General features: G+C 71.6%; 17 protein-coding genes and 2 tRNA genes. 9 read left to right on the top strand and 10 right to left on the bottom strand.

Going from position 1 to position 18,378, the window contains the following annotated elements; translation table 11 throughout:
- Positions 1-376 precede the first annotated feature (376 nt).
- A tRNA-Lys gene (locus tag MKW14_RS07500) sits at positions 377-450 on the bottom strand.
- A gap of 186 nt (positions 451-636) precedes the next feature.
- Between MKW14_RS07500 and MKW14_RS07495 the strand changes: the two genes are divergently transcribed.
- From MKW14_RS07495 to MKW14_RS07475, 5 genes are all read left to right on the top strand, one after another.
- Positions 637-2,028 (top strand): peptidoglycan-binding protein, encoded by a 1,392-nt coding sequence (locus MKW14_RS07495; RefSeq protein WP_240860067.1) that lies wholly within the window; start codon positions 637-639, stop codon positions 2,026-2,028.
- Between the two features lie 80 nt (positions 2,029-2,108).
- A complete protein-coding gene (locus MKW14_RS07490; RefSeq protein ID WP_240860060.1) occupies positions 2,109-3,221 on the top strand; it encodes an SPFH domain-containing protein in 1,113 nt (370 codons plus the stop codon).
- Positions 3,222-3,353: 132 nt separating this feature from the next.
- Positions 3,354-3,959 carry a lytic polysaccharide monooxygenase auxiliary activity family 9 protein gene (locus tag MKW14_RS07485; protein ID WP_240860052.1) on the top strand — a complete coding sequence of 202 codons (606 nt, stop codon included), beginning with the start codon at positions 3,354-3,356 and terminating at the stop codon, positions 3,957-3,959.
- Positions 3,960-4,047: 88 nt separating this feature from the next.
- Positions 4,048-4,509, top strand: a complete 462-nt coding sequence (locus tag MKW14_RS07480) for a DUF3592 domain-containing protein (protein ID WP_240860046.1) — start codon at positions 4,048-4,050, stop codon at positions 4,507-4,509.
- A gap of 40 nt (positions 4,510-4,549) precedes the next feature.
- Positions 4,550-6,169 carry an AMP-binding protein gene (locus tag MKW14_RS07475; protein WP_240860043.1) on the top strand — a complete coding sequence of 540 codons (1,620 nt, stop codon included), beginning with the start codon at positions 4,550-4,552 and terminating at the stop codon, positions 6,167-6,169.
- 105 nt (positions 6,170-6,274) lie between these two features.
- On the opposite strand, the gene MKW14_RS07470 is transcribed toward MKW14_RS07475, so the two are convergent.
- The 6 genes from MKW14_RS07470 to ehuB all read right to left on the bottom strand — a co-directional run bounded on the left by MKW14_RS07470 (position 6,275) and on the right by ehuB (position 10,484).
- Positions 6,275-6,348 (bottom strand) — tRNA-Lys (locus MKW14_RS07470).
- 87 nt (positions 6,349-6,435) lie between these two features.
- Positions 6,436-7,194: an IclR family transcriptional regulator gene (locus MKW14_RS07465; protein WP_240860042.1), complete on the bottom strand. Its 759-nt coding sequence runs from the start codon at positions 7,192-7,194 to the stop codon at positions 6,436-6,438.
- 210 nt (positions 7,195-7,404) lie between these two features.
- Positions 7,405-8,181, bottom strand: coding sequence for an ectoine/hydroxyectoine ABC transporter ATP-binding protein EhuA (gene ehuA, locus MKW14_RS07460; protein ID WP_240860040.1), 777 nt, complete (start codon positions 8,179-8,181; stop codon positions 7,405-7,407).
- A gap of 10 nt (positions 8,182-8,191) precedes the next feature.
- Positions 8,192-8,842: an ectoine/hydroxyectoine ABC transporter permease subunit EhuD gene (ehuD, locus tag MKW14_RS07455; RefSeq protein WP_240860030.1), complete on the bottom strand. Its 651-nt coding sequence runs from the start codon at positions 8,840-8,842 to the stop codon at positions 8,192-8,194.
- Positions 8,839-9,564: an ectoine/hydroxyectoine ABC transporter permease subunit EhuC gene (gene ehuC, locus MKW14_RS07450; RefSeq protein WP_240860024.1), complete on the bottom strand. Its 726-nt coding sequence runs from the start codon at positions 9,562-9,564 to the stop codon at positions 8,839-8,841. Before ehuC ends, ehuD begins: the two co-directional genes overlap by 4 nt.
- Positions 9,561-10,484, bottom strand: a complete 924-nt coding sequence (gene ehuB, locus MKW14_RS07445; protein WP_240860017.1) for an ectoine/hydroxyectoine ABC transporter substrate-binding protein EhuB — start codon at positions 10,482-10,484, stop codon at positions 9,561-9,563. The genes ehuC and ehuB overlap by 4 nt, the downstream gene beginning before the upstream one ends.
- A gap of 47 nt (positions 10,485-10,531) precedes the next feature.
- Here ehuB and MKW14_RS07440 point away from each other — a divergent pair, with 47 nt between their 5' ends.
- Positions 10,532-11,026, top strand: a complete 495-nt coding sequence (locus tag MKW14_RS07440) for a DUF3830 family protein (RefSeq protein WP_165954980.1) — start codon at positions 10,532-10,534, stop codon at positions 11,024-11,026.
- Here the strand turns inward: MKW14_RS07440 and MKW14_RS07435 are convergent.
- Together MKW14_RS07435 and MKW14_RS07430 are read right to left on the bottom strand one after the other, a co-directional pair.
- Positions 11,007-12,389, bottom strand: a complete 1,383-nt coding sequence (locus tag MKW14_RS07435) for an amidase (protein WP_240860015.1) — start codon at positions 12,387-12,389, stop codon at positions 11,007-11,009. The two genes, MKW14_RS07440 and MKW14_RS07435, sit on opposite strands and share 20 nt — an antisense overlap.
- Positions 12,390-12,411: 22 nt before the next feature.
- Positions 12,412-13,359 carry a D-2-hydroxyacid dehydrogenase gene (locus MKW14_RS07430; protein WP_240860013.1) on the bottom strand — a complete coding sequence of 316 codons (948 nt, stop codon included), beginning with the start codon at positions 13,357-13,359 and terminating at the stop codon, positions 12,412-12,414.
- Between the two features lie 142 nt (positions 13,360-13,501).
- Here MKW14_RS07430 and MKW14_RS07425 point away from each other — a divergent pair, with 142 nt between their 5' ends.
- The 3 genes from MKW14_RS07425 to MKW14_RS07415 all read left to right on the top strand — a co-directional run bounded on the left by MKW14_RS07425 (position 13,502) and on the right by MKW14_RS07415 (position 16,428).
- Entirely contained in the window at positions 13,502-14,299 is a 798-nt protein-coding gene (locus MKW14_RS07425; RefSeq protein WP_240860457.1) for a maleate cis-trans isomerase family protein, read from the top strand.
- A complete protein-coding gene (locus MKW14_RS07420) occupies positions 14,296-15,027 on the top strand; it encodes a maleate cis-trans isomerase family protein (RefSeq protein ID WP_240860011.1) in 732 nt (243 codons plus the stop codon). The genes MKW14_RS07425 and MKW14_RS07420 overlap by 4 nt, the downstream gene beginning before the upstream one ends.
- Before the next feature lie 306 nt (positions 15,028-15,333).
- Complete coding sequence (locus MKW14_RS07415; RefSeq protein WP_240860009.1) at positions 15,334-16,428, top strand: LLM class flavin-dependent oxidoreductase; 1,095 nt, start codon at positions 15,334-15,336, stop codon at positions 16,426-16,428.
- Here MKW14_RS07415 and MKW14_RS07410 read toward each other — a convergent pair.
- Positions 16,401-18,206 (bottom strand): putative bifunctional diguanylate cyclase/phosphodiesterase, encoded by a 1,806-nt coding sequence (locus MKW14_RS07410; protein WP_240860005.1) that lies wholly within the window; start codon positions 18,204-18,206, stop codon positions 16,401-16,403. The two genes, MKW14_RS07415 and MKW14_RS07410, sit on opposite strands and share 28 nt — an antisense overlap.
- Between the last annotated feature and the right edge of the window lie 172 nt (positions 18,207-18,378).

The raw sequence follows: 18,378 nt of genomic DNA, 5'->3' as shown, positions 1-18,378 counted from the left end.
ACAGGGTTCTACGGCGTTCATCATGATCGCAAGACGCGAAACGCGGTGTTTACCGGTCATACGCGTTCATTGAGACGCGTGTGGGGGTCTTGTGGACCTGTTGTGGACAGACGGGCGCGGATGGTGCCGAAGTGCTCTCCAGGACCCGGTGCGCGGCGAAGGGGGCCGAACGGCCGACAGCCCCCCTCGATCGAACGAGGGGGGCTGCCTGTGCGTGCGGCTGTGCTGCGCGGGCTTCTCGACTCCGGCCGCCGGAGTGCCGGGGGAAAGGGGGGTGTGGATGGCGGAGCCCCCACCGCGCGCGGCGAAGCCGCGCGGACACGACGATGGCGAGGTGGTTCGCGCTTTCCGCGAACACGCCTCGCCATCGACATCGTGCGCCGCCAGGGACTCGAACCCCGGACCCGCTGATTAAGAGTCAGCTGCTCTAACCAACTGAGCTAGCGGCGCCTGCTGACGTCGTAACTCTACCGGACCCCGGAGGGTGCTCCCGACCACCCCGTTCGGGGCCGGGCGGGGGTGCGCGAAGGGCCGTACGTCATTCGGACCGTCAGAATGCGCGTCGGGAAGACAGTTGTGAAACTGGTCGATGTGCACGAACGCGGTCATTTCTGTCCCGGGTGTGAGGGGAATCGCATGGAGACTCCGGTATTCGAGGAATTCGATCCGGCGAGCGACTGCGACTGCCCCGGCTGCGCCCACCGGCGCGCGGCCCTGCGGCACTCGACGCCGGCGCCGACGGCCCGGCATCCGGCCGCCCGCCCCTTCGTGATCGTCGCCGCCGCCTCCGCAGCCCTCGCCGCCGGCCACGCGGCACCGGCGCTCGCGGCTGAACGCGTGCCCGCAGGCCCCTCCGGTCCCGGCGTCCCCGCAGGTGACGAACCCCAGACCCCGCAGGGGAGCAGGGCCCCCCTGCACGGCCCCGGGGGCCGGCCCGCGCACCCGCAGAGCGCCGTACGGGTGCCCACCACCACCCGTACGGAGATCATCAACCGGGCCAAGACCTGGGTCGCCGCCGAGGTGCCGTACAGCATGGACGACTACTGGACGGACGGTTACCGGCAGGACTGCTCGGGCTTCGTCTCCATGGCCTGGGGACTGCCCGGGAACGAATGGACCGGCAGCCTCGACAAGTACGGGGTGCGGATTTCCAAGGAAGATCTGCAGCCCGGCGACATTCTGCTGTTCCACAATCCCGCCGACCCCGAGAAAGGCTCGCACGTCGTTGTTTTCGGCGGCTGGACGGACTACACCCACACCTACTACATCGCCTACGAGGAGACGCCCCCTGGTGCCCGCCGCCAGGCGACGCCGTACGCCTACTGGAGCCACTCGGACCAGTACGTGCCCTACCGCTACAAGGGGCTCGAGGCGGACGCGGCGGGCCCGACGAAGAGCCCGCCGAGCCCATCCAGTACGCCGAGCACGCCCAGCACACCGAGCACGCCGAGTACGCCGGCCGCCGGGGCGGGCGCCACGGCGTTTCCCGGGGCGGCGTTCTTCGGGCCGGGCTCGGACAACGCGTACGTCACCCGGCTGGGGCAGCTGCTCGTGGCGCGCGGTGGCGCACGGTTCTACGCCACCGGTCCGGGGCCGCGCTGGTCGGAGGCGGATCTACGGGCCACCGTGGCCTTCCAGCTGGCCCAGGGCTGGACGGGCGCGGACGCCGACGGACTGCCGGGACCCCGGACCTGGGACCTGCTGGTGACAGGCAGGGGCAAGGACATCCCGGCGGCGACGGTGACCGGCGGGGCGGCCGGCGCACCCGGGGCGCCCGCCTCCCACGGCGTGCCGGGTTATCCCGGGCGCGGGCTGTTCCGGCCCGGGGCGGACAACAAGTACGTCACCCAGCTCGGCCGGCAGCTGGTGAAGAAAGGGTTCGGCAAGTACTACACGACCGGTCCGGGTCCGCGCTGGGGCGAGGCGGACCGCCGTAACGTCGAGGCCTTCCAGCGCGCCCAGGGCTGGCGGGGCGGCGCGGCGGACGGCTATCCGGGACCGGAGACCTGGCGGCGGCTCTTCTCGTAGGGCAACCGGTTCCGTTCGTACGGCGATCGATCGACCCATTCACCGTCATGACGCATCTGGCGCGGAGGCTGGAGGCACGCATGAGTACGACGACCACTTCACCGACACCCGAGTCCGAGGGACCGGCCAGACCCGGCCGGCTCATCCAGAACGAGTCGACCATGGAGATCCCCGTCCATCTGCTCTTCCGCGACGACCCGGATCCGGCGCCGGTCCCGGCCAGACCGGCGGTCGTCGGCCGTCGGCAGGGCACCGGCGAGCAGCCGCGGCTGCGGCGTCCCGTCCCGGCGAAGGCCCCTCCCGCGGCGCGGGTCGACCCCGAGCTGGTCGAGCGGCGGGCGAGGGTGCTGCCCGGGGTGGTGGGGGTGCTCGCGGGGGCGTGCGGGGCGGCCGGGTGCGCGGTGACCTCCTGGTGGGCGGGGGTCGTGCCGCCGCTCGCGGTGGAGGCGCTGCGGCTTCCGGCGCACGCGGGGGCGGGGCTCGGTCCCGTCGAGTGGGCCGCCTGTGCGGGAGCCGGTGCTCTCGCGCTGTTCGGTTTCGGCGGGCTGGCCCGGGGGCGGACCGGACGGGCCTGGGTGCTCGGGCTGTTCGGGCGGTACCGGGGGACGGTCCGGCGGACCGGGCTGATGTGGGTCAACCCGCTGCTGCTGCGCCGCCGGGTGGACGTACGGCTGAGGCACTGGAGGAGCGAGCCGATGCCGGCGGCCGACGGGAACGGGGTCGCGCTCAGGGTGGCCGTGCTGGTGGTGTGGCGGGTGCGGGACACCGCGCGGGCCGTGCTGGGCGTCGAGGACCATGAGACCTATCTGCGCGAGTGCGTGGAGGCGGGGCTCGCGCGGGTGCCGGTGGAACTGCCGGGCGACACGCGGGACTCGGCCGAGGCGGCCGGGGACGCGCTGACCCGGCTGGTCGCGGCGGACGCGGCACCGGTCGGGCTCGAGGTGTTCTCCGTCCGGCCGGTGCGCACCGAGTACGCGCCCGAGGTCGCCGCCGCGATGAACCGCCGCCGGATCGCCGCGCTGGACGCCCGGCAGCGGGCCGGGATGCTCGCCTCGGTCGTCGACTCGGTCGAGGACACGGTGACCCGGCTGACCGTGCGGGGGCTGGTGGAGCTGGACGACTACGAACGCAAGGCGCTGGTGAAGGACCTGACGGTGGCGTTCTGCGCGGGGCGCGGGGACCAGGGGCCGTGAACGGCCCGCGGGGAAGAGAGCGCAACCGACCGAGCATTGGTATGGACATGCCCAAGGTACGGCAATAATCTGGGACTTGGTCTAGACCTGCACGCCTCACGGAACTTCCCCCACGTCTCCAGGAGCGGCAGCATGCGCGGAAAGACCAAGTGGTACGCCGCCGCGCTCGGGCTCACCACGGCCGGGGCCTTCGTGCTCTCGGCCGGCAGCGCGAGCGGCCACGGCTACACCGACCTCCCCATCAGCAGGCAGAAGCTCTGCGCCAACGGCACGGTGGCGAACTGCGGCGACATCCAGTACGAGCCGCAGAGCGTCGAGGGTCCCAAGGGCTTCCCGGCCGCGGGGCCCGCCGACGGTGCCATCTGTTCCGGCGGCAACGCCCGCTTCGCCCAGCTCGACAAGCCGAAGACCCCCTCCGGCGGCGCCTGGCCCACCACCCGGGTGACGGGCGGCCAGAGCTACACCTTCCGCTGGCAGTTCACGGCCATGCACGCCACGACCGACTTCACGTACTACGTCACCCGGCAGGGCTGGAACCAGAACCACGGCCTGGCCCGCTCCGACCTCGACACCACCCCCTTCCTCACCGTCCCCTACGACGGCCGGCGCCCACCGGCCACGCTCTCCCACAGCGGCACCCTGCCGTCCGGGCTCAGCGGCCACCATGTGATCGTCGCCGTCTGGACGATCGCGGACACGGGCAACGCGTTCTACGCCTGCTCGGACGTCACGTTCTGAGGGTTTCTTGAGCCCGTGGCCGGGCCGGTGTGGGTAGGTTCCTCCCACGCCGGCCGAACGGGGTCGGCGTACGACCTCGGGGGATGCCATGGAAGCGTTCTTCTACCTCCTGCCCGGGCTCATGATCGCCTTCGCGGTCACCGCCCTGGTCAGACTGCTCCGCCGCGCCCGGCACATCAGCAGCGCCTGGAACAGCGGGCTCACCGCCGAGGCGCGGTGCCTGAACACGTACACCACGACCAGCGGGGGCGGTGAGACCTCCGTGAGCACGACACTGCACCACGTCTACGAGTTCACGACCCGCGAGGGCCGTCCCGTCCGCTTCGAGGAGAGCAACGGGCCGAGGACGGTCGTCACCGGTGACGTCGTCATGGTGCGCTATGCGGCGGAGCATCCGGAGCGGGCCACGGCGAAGCCGCCGCAGCCCGGGCGGCTCGTGGCGGAACAGGGCTGTCTGCTGGCCTTCTTCGGTGTGTTCATCGCCTTCTGTGTCATGTTCATGGTCAGCGTGCATCTGGGATTCGGCGTCATCGACGAAGTCATGCCGTAGCGCTCCACATCTGACGAGCCGTCAATTACTGTGCAGCTCCATGGACTCCAGGAGGCGCACGGTCGCGGAGTTGGTGGCCGGGCGGTGGGGGGACCACCGTCCGGGGCTGTGGTTCGAGGACCAGGTGCTCACCCATCATGAGGTGGCCGCCGGCGCCGCCGCCCGTGCGGCCCTGCTGACCGACCTCCTGCCGCCCGGCGCGGAGCCGCACGTGGGCGTGCTGCTCGACAACACCCCCGAATATCCGCTGTGGTTGAGCGCGGCGGCCCTCGCGGGAGCGGCCGTCGCCGGGATCAACCCCACCCGCCGCGGCCCCGAACTGGCCCGGGACATCCTGCACACCGAGTGCCGTCTCCTGGTCACGGGCCACACCCACCTCCCGCTCCTCAAGGACCTCGAACTGCCCGGCGTACGGCTGCTGTTGACCGACACCCCGGAGTACGCCGACCTGCTCGCGCCCTACGCGGGCGCCGTGCCGGACGCCTCCCGGGCCAGGCCCGGTGACCGGCTGCTGCTGTACTTCACCTCGGGTTCGACAGGTGCCCCGAAGGCGGCGATCTGCTCTCAGGGCCGGCTGGCCGCCGCCGGGGCCTCGCTGGTCGGGCAGTTCGGGGTGCGGCGCGAGGACGTGCACTACGTCTGCATGCCGATGTTCCACGGCAACGCGGTGATCGCCGACTGGGCGCCCGCGCTGGCGGCCGGGGCCGGGGTGGCGCTGAGGCGGCGGTTCTCGGCGTCCGGGTTCCTGGCGGACGTACGGAGGTTCGGGGCGACGTACTTCACCTATGTCGGCCGGGCCGTGCAGTACATCCTGGCGACCGAGGAGCGTGCCGACGACGTGGACAACCCGCTGCGGCTCGGCTTCGGCACCGAGGCGGGGGCGGTGGACGCGGCGGCCTTCCGGCGGCGGTTCGGGGTGCGGCTGGTGGAGGGGTACGGCTCCTCGGAGGGCGGGGCCGCGATCCAGTGGTCGCCGGGGACGCCCGACGGGGCGGTGGGGAAGGCGGCGCCCGGTCTCGTCGTACTCGATCCGCAGACGGGGCGGGAGCGGGCGCCGGCCGTGTTCGACGCGGCGGGGCGGCTGCTGAACGGGGACGCGGCGATAGGGGAGCTGGTCAACCGGGCGCGGAACCCCTTCGAGGGGTACTGGCGCAATCCGGGCGCGGAGGCCGAGCGGCGGCGGGACGGTGCGTACTGGACCGGCGACCTCTTCTACCGGGACGCCGACGGCTACCTCTACTTCGCCGGCCGCACGGACGACCGGATCCGCGTCGACGGGGAGAACCTGGCCGCCGCGATGATCGAGAACATCCTCGCCCGGTACCCGGGCGCGGACGCCGTCGCCGTGTACGCGGTGCCGGATCCGGTGACCGGGGACCAGGTGATGGCGACGATCGCGGGGTCCTTCGAGCCGGCCGGGTTCGCCGGCTTCCTGGCCGCGCAGCCCGACCTCGGCACGAAGATGGCGCCCCGGTTCGTGCGGGTGGTGGAGCGGATGCCGGTCACGGCGACCAACAAGATCCACCGGGCACGGCTGCGGAAGGAGGGGGTCCGCTGCGGTGACCCGGTCTGGTGGCGGCCACCGGGGGAGCGGACGTACCGCCCGCTGACCCCGGAGGACGCCGAAGGGCCCCTCGCTCCCACGAGGGGCCCCTCTTGATGGGGGTGGGTGGCGGAGCCCCCACCGAGCGCGGCGAAGCCGCGCAGAAACGGCGATGGCGAGGTGGTTCGCGCTTTCCGCGAACACGCCTCGCCATCGACATCGTGCGCCGCCAGGGACTCGAACCCCGGACCCGCTGATTAAGAGTCAGCTGCTCTAACCAACTGAGCTAGCGGCGCATGACTCTCGCCACCGGCTCGAAGTGTTTCCCGCCGGTGACGACGAAGAAAATACTACCTGGTCCGAAGGGGTGCTTCCGACCACCCTCAGATGGCGAGGGAGAGCAGTACTGGTGCCGCGTTCCGGTTCAGGGCGTCCGCGGCCCGGCGCAGGCGGTGGGCGTCCTGGAGGGGCAGCGACAGGGCCAGGCAGCCGACCGTGGAGCCGGCGGTGATCGGTACGGCGGCGCAGACCGTGCCGATCGCGTACTCCTGGAGGTCCAGGTGGGGCACGCTCGGCGGCTGGGACTCCAGGCGGCGCAGCAGGAGCTTGTCGCTGGTGATGGTGCGCGAGGTCAGCCGCGCCATCTTGTGCCGGGACAGATGGTCGCGGCGGCCGTTGACGTCGAGCTGGCCGAGCAGGCTCTTGCCGATCGCGGTGGCGTGGGCGCAGGAGCGGAAGTCGACCCACTCGTTGACGACGGGGGTCGTGGGCCCGTCCGCGTACTGGGAGACCCGCACCTCGCCGTCGACGTAGCGGCTGAGGTACACCGCCGCGCCGACCGAGTCGCGCAGCCGGTCCAGGGTGCGCTGGAGCTTGTCGCGCAGTGCCTGCTCATGGCCCTCGGCGGAGCTGAGGCGGGTGAGGGCGTCGCCGGTGACGTAGGCGCCGTCGGCGATCTGCTCGACGTAGCCCTCGCGGCGCAGCATCCGCAGGAGGGTGGTCAGCCGCTCCGGGTCGAGGTCGGTGTGCCGGGCGATTCGTTCGTCGGTGATTCCGGTGGTGTGCCGCGCCACCGTCTCCAGGACGCGCAGGGCGTCCTGGGCCGAGTGGTACGGCGCGGTCGGCTCGTGCTTCAGCGCCACGGTTCCCCCTGCGCTCGTTCACTACTGGGCCGTAATCCGGTCAGCGAATCACTACCACGATAACGGCCAAGAAGCTTGTTGTGAGCGGTTGTTGACGAGAAAACGGGGCCCACGCACGGCGCTCAGCAGGGGCGCAGGCACTCTGGCATATGCCAAGGACATGACCCGCGCCCCGGACCTCGGAGGTTGAACCGTGTTCACCTTCCGACGTCAGAGCACCGCGCTCAGAAATTCCCGCGTCCGGTCCTGTTCCGGCTCACTGAAGATCTTCTCCGGCGGCCCCGACTCGATGACCCGGCCGGAGTCGAACATCAGCACCTGGTCGGAGATGTCCCGGGCGAAGTTCATCTCGTGGGTCACACAGAGCATGGTGATGTCGGTGGTGCGGGCGATGTCCCGCAGCACGTCCAGCACGCCGGCCACCAGCTCCGGGTCGAGCGCCGAGGTCACCTCGTCCAGCAGCAGCACCCGCGGGCGCATCGCCAGCGCCCGGGCGATCGCCACCCGCTGCTGCTGGCCGCCGGAGAGCTGGGTGGGGCGGGAGCCGGCCTTGTCGGCGAGGCCCACCAGGTCCAGCAGCTCCCGGGCCCGCTGCTCGGCCTCGTCCTTCGACATGCCGAGCACGGTCACCGGCGCCTCGGTGACATTGCGCAGCACGGTCATGTTCGGGAACAGGTTGAACTGCTGGAACACCATCCCGATCTTCTTGCGGACCTCGCGGACCTGCTTCTCGGGCGCCGGGAACAGCCGCTGACCGTCGACGGTGATCGTGCCCTCGTCGGGCTTGGTCAGCGTCATCAGCAGCCGCAGGATCGTCGTCTTGCCGGAGCCGGACGGGCCGATCAGGGTGACGTGCTTGCCGGAGTCGACGGAGAAGTCCAGCCGGTCCAGGACCGTGTTGTCGCCGAACCGCTTGGTGACCTGCTCGAGCCGGATCAGCTCGCTGCCGTCCACCGGCGGGTTCGCGTGGGCGTCGGGTTCGTTCATGAGGGGGGCGTCAGTGGACAAGGCGTCGCTCCAGGGCTCGCAGAAGAAGGGAGGCCAGATAGGAAATGACGATGAAGGCCACGCCGATCACCGTGAGGGGCTCGGTGAACTGGAAGTGCTGCTGGGAGAAGAGCCGCGCCTGGCCGAGCATCTCCAGCACGGTGATCGCCATCAGCATCGGCGTGTCCTTGAGCATCGCGATGACGTAGTTGCCGAGGGCCGGCACCACCCGGCGGATGGCCTGCGGCAGGATCACCACCTGCCAGGTCCGCAGCCGCGGCAGGTTCAGCGCCGTCGCGGCCTCCCACTGGCCGGCCGGCACGGCCTCGATGCCGGCGCGGTAGACCTGCATGGTGTACGTCGAGTAGTGCAGCCCGATGCCGATGACGCCGGTGGTCAGCGCGGACATCGTCAGGCCCCACTCGGGCATCACGTAGAAGAGGAAGAACAGCTGCACCAGCAGCGGGGTGTTGCGCACGAACTCGGTGACGACACCGACCGGCCAGCGCACCCAGCGCGTCGGCGTCCGCATCAGCAGCGCCCACACCAGGCCCAGCGCGAACGCGATCAGCGAACCCAGCGCGAGGGCCTGCAGGGTGACGAGCACACCGTCCCAGAAGTGCGGCATGAACTCGCTCACGGCGTTCCAGTCCCACGTCATGACGCACCCCCTCCGACGCCTCCGACACCGACGCCCGCGCCCACGGGCTCGGGAGCCGTCACCTTGCGCTCGGGCGCCTTGCCGACCCCCGCCTTCAGCTTCTTCTCCAGGCCCCGCATGACCCGGGTGAGCAGGAACGCGATCACGAAGTAGATGAGCAGGACGTACGTGTAGATCTCCGCGCTCTGCTGCAGCGCGAGCCGCACCAGGTTGGCGCTGAACGTCAGATCGCCCATGCCCATGACCGACACCAGCGCGGTGCCCTTGAGCAGTTCGATCAGCAGGTTGGAGAACGGCGGGATCATCTCCGGCACCGCCTGCGGCAGCAGGATCAGCCGCAGGCGCTGCCAGGGCGTGAAGCTGAGCGCGATCCCGCCCTCCTTCTGCGCCGGGTCGACCGCGCCGAGCGCGCCGCGCACGATCTCCGAGCCGTACGCGCCGTAGGTCAGGCCGAGCGCGAGGGTGCCCGCCCACATCGGCACCAGCTGCCAGCCGAAGGCCGGGGGCAGCACGAAGAAGACCCAGAAGATCATGACGAGGGCCGAGGTGCCGCGGAAGACCTCGGTGTAGAAGCCCGCGAGGAAGCGGACGATCCACAGCCGGTGGGTGCGCGCGACGCCGACGACGAAGGAGACGGCCGCCGCCAGCAGGCTGCTGAGGACCAGCAGCTGGACGGTGGTCCAGATGCCCTTGAGTACGAGTTCCCACAGTCCGGTGGTCATCCGCTCTTGCCTCCCCCGCACAGCTCCTTGGCGGTCAGGTCGGTCATCTCGTCCTGCGTGAAGCCGAAGGGCCGCAGGACGCGGAAGAGTTCGCCGCTCTTCTTCAGCTTGCGCAGCTCCACGTTGAAGGCGTCCCGCAGCCGGGTCTCGGTCGGCCGGAACGCGAAGGCGCCGCCGTCGACGTGCGGCTTGCCGTCCACGAGCGGCGCGAAGGCCTTGGTGGCCTCGGCCTTGGCGGACTTCTTCACCACCGCGCGGGTGGTGAGCGCCGTGCCGGCGAAGACGTCCACGCGTCCGGCCTCGACGGCGTTCAGGCCCGCGACCTGGTCCGGGACGATCAGGATGTCGCTCTGCTTGTATCCGGCGTCGACGGCGTACTGGATCTCCGCATAACCGGTGCCGGTGGCGAACCTGGCCTTCTTCGCGACGACGTCCTTGTAGGTGTGAAGACCTTTTGGATTTCCCTTGCGGACGATGAAGGAATCGAGCATCTGATAGTCGGGATCCGCGAAGATCACCTGCTGGCAGCGCTCGGGATTGACGTACATCCCGGCCGCCACGACATCGAACTGCTGGGAATTCAGACCGGGAATCAGCGAGCCGAACTCGGTGGGCACGGGCTGCACCTTGTCGATGCCCAGGCGCTTGAATATGACTTTGGCCAGCTCCGGCGCCTCACCGGTCAGCTCGCCGTTCTTGTCGATGTATCCGAAGGGGATCTCACCCGCGATTCCCAGCCGCACCACACCGGCGGCGCGCAGCCGTTCGAGCAGGTCACCGCCCTCGACGGTGGACGCGGTGGCCACGCGGCTGCAGCCCGCGGCCCCCAGTGTGCCGAGCGCCGCCACCCCCGCGAGCAGCGACCGGCGTGTGGTCCCGGGGGTGTCTCTGTCGTTCTCGTACCCAAAAGGTGGAGCCATGGCGGCGCGGCTACCCGAAGGCATGCGATGTATGCACCATGGATGTCATGGCCGACCGTTTCCTGGAAGTCTCGCTGGTCAAACGCGGAATCACCTGCACGGCAAAACTGCTGGACGACCGTGCCCCCCTCACCTGTGCGGCGGTGTGGGACGCCCTGCCGTTGGCGGGTGACGTCTACCACGCGAAATACGCGCGCAACGAGATCTACGCCCTGTTCCCTCCGTTCGCGACATCCGAACCACCCCTGGAAAATCCGACAGTAACCCCCATTCCGGGAGATCTCTGCTATTTCTCCTTCGCCGGGACGGAACTCGGCACGAAGGCCTACGGCTACGACCGCGAGGTCCGCGCGGGCACCACGGTCGTCGATCTCGCCCTCTTCTACGAACGCAACAACCTGCTGATCAACGCCGACGTCGGCTGGGTCCCCGGCATCGTCTGGGGCCAGGTCGTGGAGGGCCTGGAGGCGATGGCCGAGGGCTGCAACGACCTGTGGCGCTCGGGCGCGGCGGGGGAGACGCTCAGCTTCCGCCGGACATGAGCGCGTGGGCGGCCCGCAGCACCAGGTCGTCCCGGTGCCGGGCCGCCACCAGCTGCAGCCCGACCGGGAGGCCGTCGCCGTCGGTGCCGACGGGGACGGTCGCCGCCGGCTGCTGGGTCATGTTGAAGGGGTAGGTGAACGGCGTCCAGCCCGTCCAGCGCCGGTGCCCCGACCCCTTCGGCGCCTCGACGCCCGCCTCGAACGCGGTGATCGGGAGCGTCGGGGTGACCAGCAGGTCGTAGGAGTCGTGGAAGCGGCCCATCCGGCGGCCGAGCTCCATGCGGACGTCCACCGCGGCGAGGTAGTCGAGCGCGGAGAAGCGCGCGCCGGCCGCCCGGATCTCCTTCAGCCCGGGGTCGAGCGCCTCCCGCTGCCGCGGCGACAGCTGCTGGGTGACCCGGGCCGCGCCGGAGAACCACAGGGTGTGGAAGGCGTCCACCGGGTCGGCGAAGTCCGGGTCCGCCTCGGTGACGTACGCGCCGAGTTCCGCCAGCCGCTCCACCGCCCGGCGCACCGCGGCGGCCACGGCGGGCTGTACGGCCACCTGCCCGCCCAGGGACGGCGAGTACGCCACCCGCAGCCCCCGCACCCCGCCCGCCAGCCCCGCCGTGAACGACCCCGGCGCCGGCCCCAGCGCCGACCAGTCACGGCTGTCCGGCACGCCGATCACGTCGAGCAGCAGCGCCGCGTCCGCCGCGTCCCGGGTCATCGGCCCCACGTGCGCCAGCGTGCCGAAGGCGCTCGCCGGATACAGCGGGATGCGGCCGTACGTCGGCTTCAGCGCGAAGATCCCGCAGAACGCGGCCGGGATACGGACACTGCCCCCGCCGTCCGTGCCGAGCGCGAGGGGCCCGGCGCCGAGGGCCACGGCGGCCGCAGCGCCGCCGCTGGAGCCGCCGGCGGTACGGGACGGGTCGTGCGGGTTGCGGGTGACGCCGGACAGCGGTGAGTCCGTGACGCCCTTCCAGCCGAACTCGGGGGTCGTGGTCTTGCCGATGAAGACGGCTCCGTGCTCCCGCAGCCGGGCCACGGACGGGGCGTCCTCGTCCCAACTCCCCTGCTCCGAGATGGCCTTGGAGCCCTTGAGGGTCGGTGCGCCCTTCAGCAGGATGATGTCCTTGACGGTCGTGGGGACCCCGTCCACCAGTCCCTTCGGCTCGCCCCGCCGCCACCGCCCCGTCGACTCCCGCGCCTGGGCGAGCGCCTCGTCCCCCAGCAGCCGTACGAAGGCGTTGACCTCCGGCTGGATCCGCTCGGCCCGCTCCAGCACGGCCCGCGTGGCCTCCTCCGGGCTGAACTCGCCCTTGCGGTACCCCTCGACGAGTCGTGCGGCGGTCAGTTCGGTGAGGTCGAGGTCCGTCATCTGCCCTCCATCGCTCGGCTGTTCAGCGTCCGGGTACATACCCCCGCTGCTTGTCGACCACGTTCAGCAGGGGCCGGCCGGTCTCCCAGCGCTCGTACAACTCGACGAACTGCGCGCCGAGCTGGTCGCGCCAGCCGACCGTGTCGCCGCTCATGTGCGGGGACACGATCAGGCCCGGGGCCCGCCACAACGGGCTGTCGGGGGTGAGGGGTTCGTGCTCGAAGACGTCCAGGGCGGCGCCCGCGATCCAGCGCTTGGCGAGGGCGTCCGCGAGGGCCCCTTCGACGACCAGGCCGCCGCGCCCGATGTTGATGAAGCGGGCCGAGGGCTGCATGACGTCGAAGCGGCGGGCGTCGAACATGCCCCGCGTCTGCTCGGTCAGCGGGGCGGCCGCGATCACCCAGTCGGCGCGGGCGATCAGCCGGTCCAGGTCCTCGGGGCCGTGGATGCCGGTGTGCGGGGTGCGCCCGACCAGCGCGGTGGAGATGTCGAGCGCCTTGAGCGTGCGGGCGATCGTCCGGCCGATCGGCCCGGACCCCACCACGCACGCCCGCGTGCCCGCGACCCGCTGGCTCTCCCGGTGCCGCCAGGTCCGCTCCCGCTGCAGCTCCAGCGTCCTCGGCAGGTCCTTGGCCATGGCGAGGACGAGGGCGGCGACGTACTCGGCGATCGGCTGGTCGAAGACACCCCGCGCGTTGGTCACCACGGTGTCCGAGGCGGCGAGCTCCGGACACATCAGATGGTCCACGCCCGCGCTCGCCGTGTGCACCCAGCGCGGCCGCGGCCCGTCGCCCGGCCACGCGGCCGGCACCGCCCGGGACGTGAAGTCCCAGACCAGCAGCACGTCCGCGTGCGGCAGCCGCTCGGCCAGCGTCGAGGCGTCGGCGTGCTCCACACGGGCGCGGCCCGTGAGGCGCCCGAGGCGGGGGAGGGGATCGGCGTCCAGGACCAGGACGGTGGGGACGGTCATGCGCGAGGACTCGATTCCGGAGCGGGGCGGCCGTCTGACATGCGAGGTTTGACCACGCTCGCACCCGAACCTACCTTCGTCAACACGGGCGTACGTACGGTCCGTTGCTCACCCCTTTCTCACAGTGAGGGCGGTGGCCGTCATGGACGTGTCCTTCCTGGGTGGTCCCCGGCCGCAGCGCGGTGTCGGAGTCGTCGCCCCGTTCGACTTCGCCCTGGACCGCGAGCTGTGGCGCTGGGTCCCCGACGAGGTGTCGCTGCACCTCACCCGCACGCCCTTCGTGCCGGTCGAGGTCAGCCTCGACCTCGCCCGGCTGGTCAGCGAGCACCAGACGCTGGACGACGCGGTGCGCACCCTCACCGCGATCACCCCCGAGGTCGTCGCCTACGCCTGCACCTCCGGCAGTTTCGTCGGCGGGATCGCCGGGGAGCGGGCGATGTGCGCGGCGATGACCCGGGCCGGAGCGGTCCCCTCGGTCACCACCTCGGGCGCGCTGCTTCAGGCCCTGGCGGCGCTCGGCGCGCGGCGGGTCGCGCTGGTCACGCCGTACACCGAGTCCGTCACCCGCGCCCTGGAGGAGTACGTCGCCGAGGCGGGGGCCGAGGTCACCGGGTGCGCGTACATGGGGCTGACCCGGCACATCTGGAAGGTGCCGTACCGCGACGTCGTCGCCATGGCGCACCGGGCGGTCCGGCGCGCCGCCGACGTGCTCTTCATCAGCTGCACCAACCTGCCGACCTACGACGTCATCCCGCAGCTGGAGGCCGAACTGCGCATCCCGGTCATCTCGGCCAACCAGGTGACCATGTGGGCGGCGCTGGCCCGAATGGGTACCCGGGCGGTGGGGCCGTATCAGGCGCTGATCGATCCGGCGGCGCGCTCCGGTCCCGTGGTGCCGGAACTCCCGGACGGTGAACAGCAGCAGGAAGGCAGGTCATGACCGCACTCGGATTCCTCTACCCGGGGCACTCCGCCGAGGACGACTACCCGCGCATCGAGCAGCTGCTCGGCAGCGACATCCGCCTCGACGTCGTCCACACCGACATCGGTACGGACGCCCACCGGGTGGACGCCCTGCGGGAGATGGGCTCGGCCGAGCGGCTGGCCGCGGGCGTCGACGAACTGCGCATGGCGGGCGCCGAGTCGGTGGTCTGGGCGTGCACCAGCGGCAGCTTCGTGTACGGCTGGGAGGGCGCCCACGACCAGGTGCGCACCCTCGCCGTCACGGCCGGGATGCCGGCCTCCTCCACGTCCTTCGCCTTCGTGCACGCGCTGCGCGAGCTGGGCGTGCGCAAGGTGGCCGTCGGCGCGACCTACCCCGAGGACGTCGCGGAGCTCTTCGCGGACTTCCTGCGCGCGGGTGGTGTGGAGGTCACCTCCGTCCGGGGCGCCGGCATCGTCACCGCCGCCGAGGTCGCCACCTGGGACGAGGCGGAGATCGGGCTGCTGGCCCGCGACGCCGACACCCCGGACGCCGAGGCCCTGCTCCTGCCGGACACCGCCCTGCACACGGCGGCCCACATCCCGGCCCTGGAGAAGGAGCTGGGCAAGCCGGTCCTCACCGCCAACCAGGTCACGGTCTGGGAGGGCCTGCGGCTGGCGGAGCGCCGGGTGAACGCGCCGATGATGGGGGCGCTGTTCACCAGGGAGCCGCTGGTGCAGGTCTGAGCGCCCCGCTCGTGCGGGTCCGAGCGCCCTCGCCGATTGTCGGGTGACGGATGGCCCCGCTCGTGCGGGTCCGAGTGCCCTCGCCGATTGTCGGGTGACGGACGGCCCCGCTCGTGCGGGTCCGAGCGCCCTCGCCGAGCGCCGAGCGCCGATCGCCGGGCGCCGAGCGCCGAGCGCCGAGCGCCGGGCGCCGAGCGCCGAGCGCCGATCGCCGGGCGCCGGACGTCGGGATCGCGGGAATAAGCGGAGACCGCCTCCTGTTAGTCCCCTGGGCATACCGCGTCGCACCAACAGGAGGCACCCACCGTGACGGCAGACGAGATCCGGGGCACCGTACAGGGCACCGCCCCCGTCCCCCTCTCCGTACTGGACCTGGTCACCGTCGGCGCGGGCAGTACCGCCACCGACGCTCTGCGCACCAGCGTCGAGCTGTCCCGGTACGCCGAGTCCCGCGGCTTCCACCGCTACTGGGTCGCCGAGCACCACTCCATGCCGGGCGTGGCCTCCTCCTCGCCGGCCGTGATCCTCGCCCACCTCGCCGCCCACACCGACCGCATCCGTCTCGGCTCCGGCGGCGTGATGCTCCCCAACCACGCGCCCCTGGTGATCGCCGAGCAGTTCGGCACCCTGGAGGCCCTGGCGCCGGGCCGCGTCGACCTGGGCCTGGGCCGCGCCCCCGGCACCGACGGCGCCACCGCCGCCGCCCTGCGCCGCACCGACCGCCTCAACGAGGGCGCCGACGACTTCCCCGAGCAGCTCGCCGAGCTGACCCGCTTCCTGGACGACGACTTCCCCGACGGCCACCCCTACCGCCGCATCCACGCCGTGCCCGGCCCCGTACAGGCCACGTCCCCCGGCGGCGTCCAGTCCCCGCACCGGCCGCCGGTCTGGCTCCTCGGCTCCTCCGGCTTCAGCGCCCGCCTGGCCGGCGTCCTCGGCCTGCCCTTCGCCTTCGCGCACCACTTCTCCGCGCAGAACACCGTCCCGGCCCTGGAGCTGTACCGGGAGTCCTTCCGCCCCTCCGACGTCCTGGACGAGCCCTACGCCCTCATCGGCGTCTCCGTCCTCGCCACGGACGACCCGCGCGAGGCCCGCCGCCAGACCCGCGCGATGGCCCTGAACATGATCCGGCTGCGCACCGGCCGGCCGGGCCTGTTCCCCGACCCGGACGAGGCGGAGAAGCACGAGTTCAGCCCGTACGAGGAGGAGTTCGTCGCCTCCTGGACCTCCAACATCGAGCACGGCACGGCCGAGGAGGTCGTCGCCGGTCTGGACGCCCTGCACAAGCGCACCGGCGCCGACGAGTTGATGCTCACCTCGCACACCCACCGCGGCGAGGTGCGCCTGCGCTCCTACGAACTCATCGCGGACGCCTACGGGTTGCCGACCGCCTCGGCCTGAGTCCCCATCAACTCGCCGATCCGCTCGGGCGACACCGGCCGCGAGTACAGCCAGCCCTGGCCGGTGTCGCAGCCGATGCGGCGCAGCCGGGTCGCCTGCGCCGAGGTCTCCACGCACTCCGCGGTGACCGTCAGGCCCAGCCGGTGGGCGAGTTGGACCATCGCCTCGACGACGACCTCGTCGGCCGGGTTGGGCGCCACCGTCCCCTCCTTGTCGCCCTCGTACTGGAAGCCGCGGACGAAGGAACCGTCCAGCTTCAGCACGGACACCGGAAGCCGGCTGAGATAGGCCAGGTTGGAGTAGCCGGTGCCGAAGTCGTCGATGGCGATGCGGACGCCCATGTCGCTGAGCGCCTGCAGGGCCTGCAGCGGGCGCCCCGCGGAGCCCATCACCGCCGACTCGGTCAGCTCCAGCTGCAGCAGCCCCGGTGCCAGGCCCGTCTCCGCGAGGGTCTGGGCGACCTCCGCCACCAGGTCGGAGTCCCAGACCTGGCGGACGGCCACGTTGACGCTGACGAACAGCGGCGGGTCCTCGGGGTGGTCGAGCTGCCAGCGCCGGGCCTGGCGGCAGGCCGTACGCAGCACCCACAGGCCGAGCGGCACGATCGAGCCGTCCTCCTCGGCCAGTCCGATGAACCGATTCGGCGTCAGGACACCGAACTGCGGGTGGTTCCAACGGACCAGCGCCTCCACGCCGTTGACCCGTCCGTCCGCCATGCCCACCAGCGGCTGGTACTCCAGCACGAACTCACCGCGCTCGATGGCGGGGCGCAGATGGGAGGCGAGGGCCTGACGGGTCATGCGGTGGGCGTTGCGCTCCGGGTCGAACAGTGTCCAGCGGGCCTTGCCGTCGGCCTTGGCCCAGTAGAGGGTGGTGTCGGCCGCCTGCATCAGGGCGGTCGGGGTGGTGCCGGCCGCGTGCCGCTCGATGACCCCGATCGAGGCCGACACCGACAGCCGCTGACCGGCGAGGTCGAAGGGCGCCTGGACCGCCTTCAGGACGGACTCGGCGAGGTCGGCGAGCTGCTCGGTGCCCGTCGAGTCCTCGACCAGCAGGGCGAATTCGTCGCCGCCGAGTCTGGCCACCAGCGGCGCGCTCACTCTGGCGTACCCGGCCTCGTCGGCGCACCGCGTCAGCCGTTCGGCGACGGCGGCCAGCAGCCGGTCGCCGATACGGTGGCCGAGGGTGTCGTTGATGGCCTTGAAGCCGTCCAGGTCCAGATAGCACAGGCCGATCCGCCCGGTGCCGCTCTCCTCGTACGACCCCGCCTCCAGCGCGGCCGTCAGCCGCTCGAAGAACAGGGTGCGGTTGGGCAGCCGGGTCACCGGGTCGTGCATCTGCAAGTGCCGCAGTCTGCCCTGGAGTTCACGCTGGGCGCTGATGTCGGTGACGGACAGCAGCACGCCGTCCCCGCGGCCCGGCAGCGGGGCGACCGTGACCTGCACCCAGACGGACTGGCCGTCGGGGTGTTTCATGCGCCGGGTGCAGCGCAGCCGGGCCTCGCGGCCGCGCAGCACCTCGCGGTAGGCGTGCCAGGTACGGGCGTCGGAGGCCAGGTCCACCAGATCGGCGGCGACCTTGCCGGTCAGCGCGTCCGGCGGGCTGCCGAGCAGCGCGCCGAACCCGTCGTTGGCGACGACCACCAGGCCCTCGCGATCGACGACCGCCATGGCGACGGACGCGGTCCTGAAGACGGACCGATAGATGCTGTCACTCTCTGTTACGGCGCCCCGGTCGAGGTCTGCCGCGGGCGCCGGCCCTTCGGACGTTCCGCTCACCGCTAGCTCCCGCAGTGCACTCGATCTCTGTCCGTGCAGGAAAGTGTGCCGATCATAGAGGCAGACCCAAGGGCCTTCCAGCCACTGTCCAGTGTCCCGGATCCAGTGGCACTTCTGACAGATCGTTTCTGCCCGCAGCTGGACGGGTTCATGGCTGCTGAGACCACTTGTG

Origin of the sequence: Streptomyces gilvus (assembly GCF_022513565.1) — a bacterium.
In the GTDB taxonomy this organism is placed as follows: domain Bacteria; phylum Actinomycetota; class Actinomycetes; order Streptomycetales; family Streptomycetaceae; genus Streptomyces; species Streptomyces gilvus.
The sequence above is the reverse complement of the archived record's forward strand: the minus strand, read 5'-3'. Positions and strand labels throughout refer to the sequence as shown.

Coding starts and splice junctions, on each gene's coding strand:
- ehuD (WP_240860030.1), bottom strand. CDS start 8,842: ATGACGTGGGACTGGAACGCCGTGAGCGAGTTCATGCCGCACTTCTGG.
- MKW14_RS07425 (WP_240860457.1), top strand. CDS start 13,502: ATGGACGTGTCCTTCCTGGGTGGTCCCCGGCCGCAGCGCGGTGTCGGA.
- MKW14_RS07495 (WP_240860067.1), top strand. CDS start 637: ATGGAGACTCCGGTATTCGAGGAATTCGATCCGGCGAGCGACTGCGAC.
- MKW14_RS07475 (WP_240860043.1), top strand. CDS start 4,550: ATGGACTCCAGGAGGCGCACGGTCGCGGAGTTGGTGGCCGGGCGGTGG.
- MKW14_RS07440 (WP_165954980.1), top strand. CDS start 10,532: ATGGCCGACCGTTTCCTGGAAGTCTCGCTGGTCAAACGCGGAATCACC.
- MKW14_RS07490 (WP_240860060.1), top strand. CDS start 2,109: ATGAGTACGACGACCACTTCACCGACACCCGAGTCCGAGGGACCGGCC.
- MKW14_RS07435 (WP_240860015.1), bottom strand. CDS start 12,389: ATGACGGACCTCGACCTCACCGAACTGACCGCCGCACGACTCGTCGAG.
- MKW14_RS07420 (WP_240860011.1), top strand. CDS start 14,296: ATGACCGCACTCGGATTCCTCTACCCGGGGCACTCCGCCGAGGACGAC.
- MKW14_RS07485 (WP_240860052.1), top strand. CDS start 3,354: ATGCGCGGAAAGACCAAGTGGTACGCCGCCGCGCTCGGGCTCACCACG.
- MKW14_RS07430 (WP_240860013.1), bottom strand. CDS start 13,359: ATGACCGTCCCCACCGTCCTGGTCCTGGACGCCGATCCCCTCCCCCGC.
- ehuB (WP_240860017.1), bottom strand. CDS start 10,484: ATGGCTCCACCTTTTGGGTACGAGAACGACAGAGACACCCCCGGGACC.
- ehuA (WP_240860040.1), bottom strand. CDS start 8,181: ATGAACGAACCCGACGCCCACGCGAACCCGCCGGTGGACGGCAGCGAG.
- ehuC (WP_240860024.1), bottom strand. CDS start 9,564: ATGACCACCGGACTGTGGGAACTCGTACTCAAGGGCATCTGGACCACC.
- MKW14_RS07480 (WP_240860046.1), top strand. CDS start 4,048: ATGGAAGCGTTCTTCTACCTCCTGCCCGGGCTCATGATCGCCTTCGCG.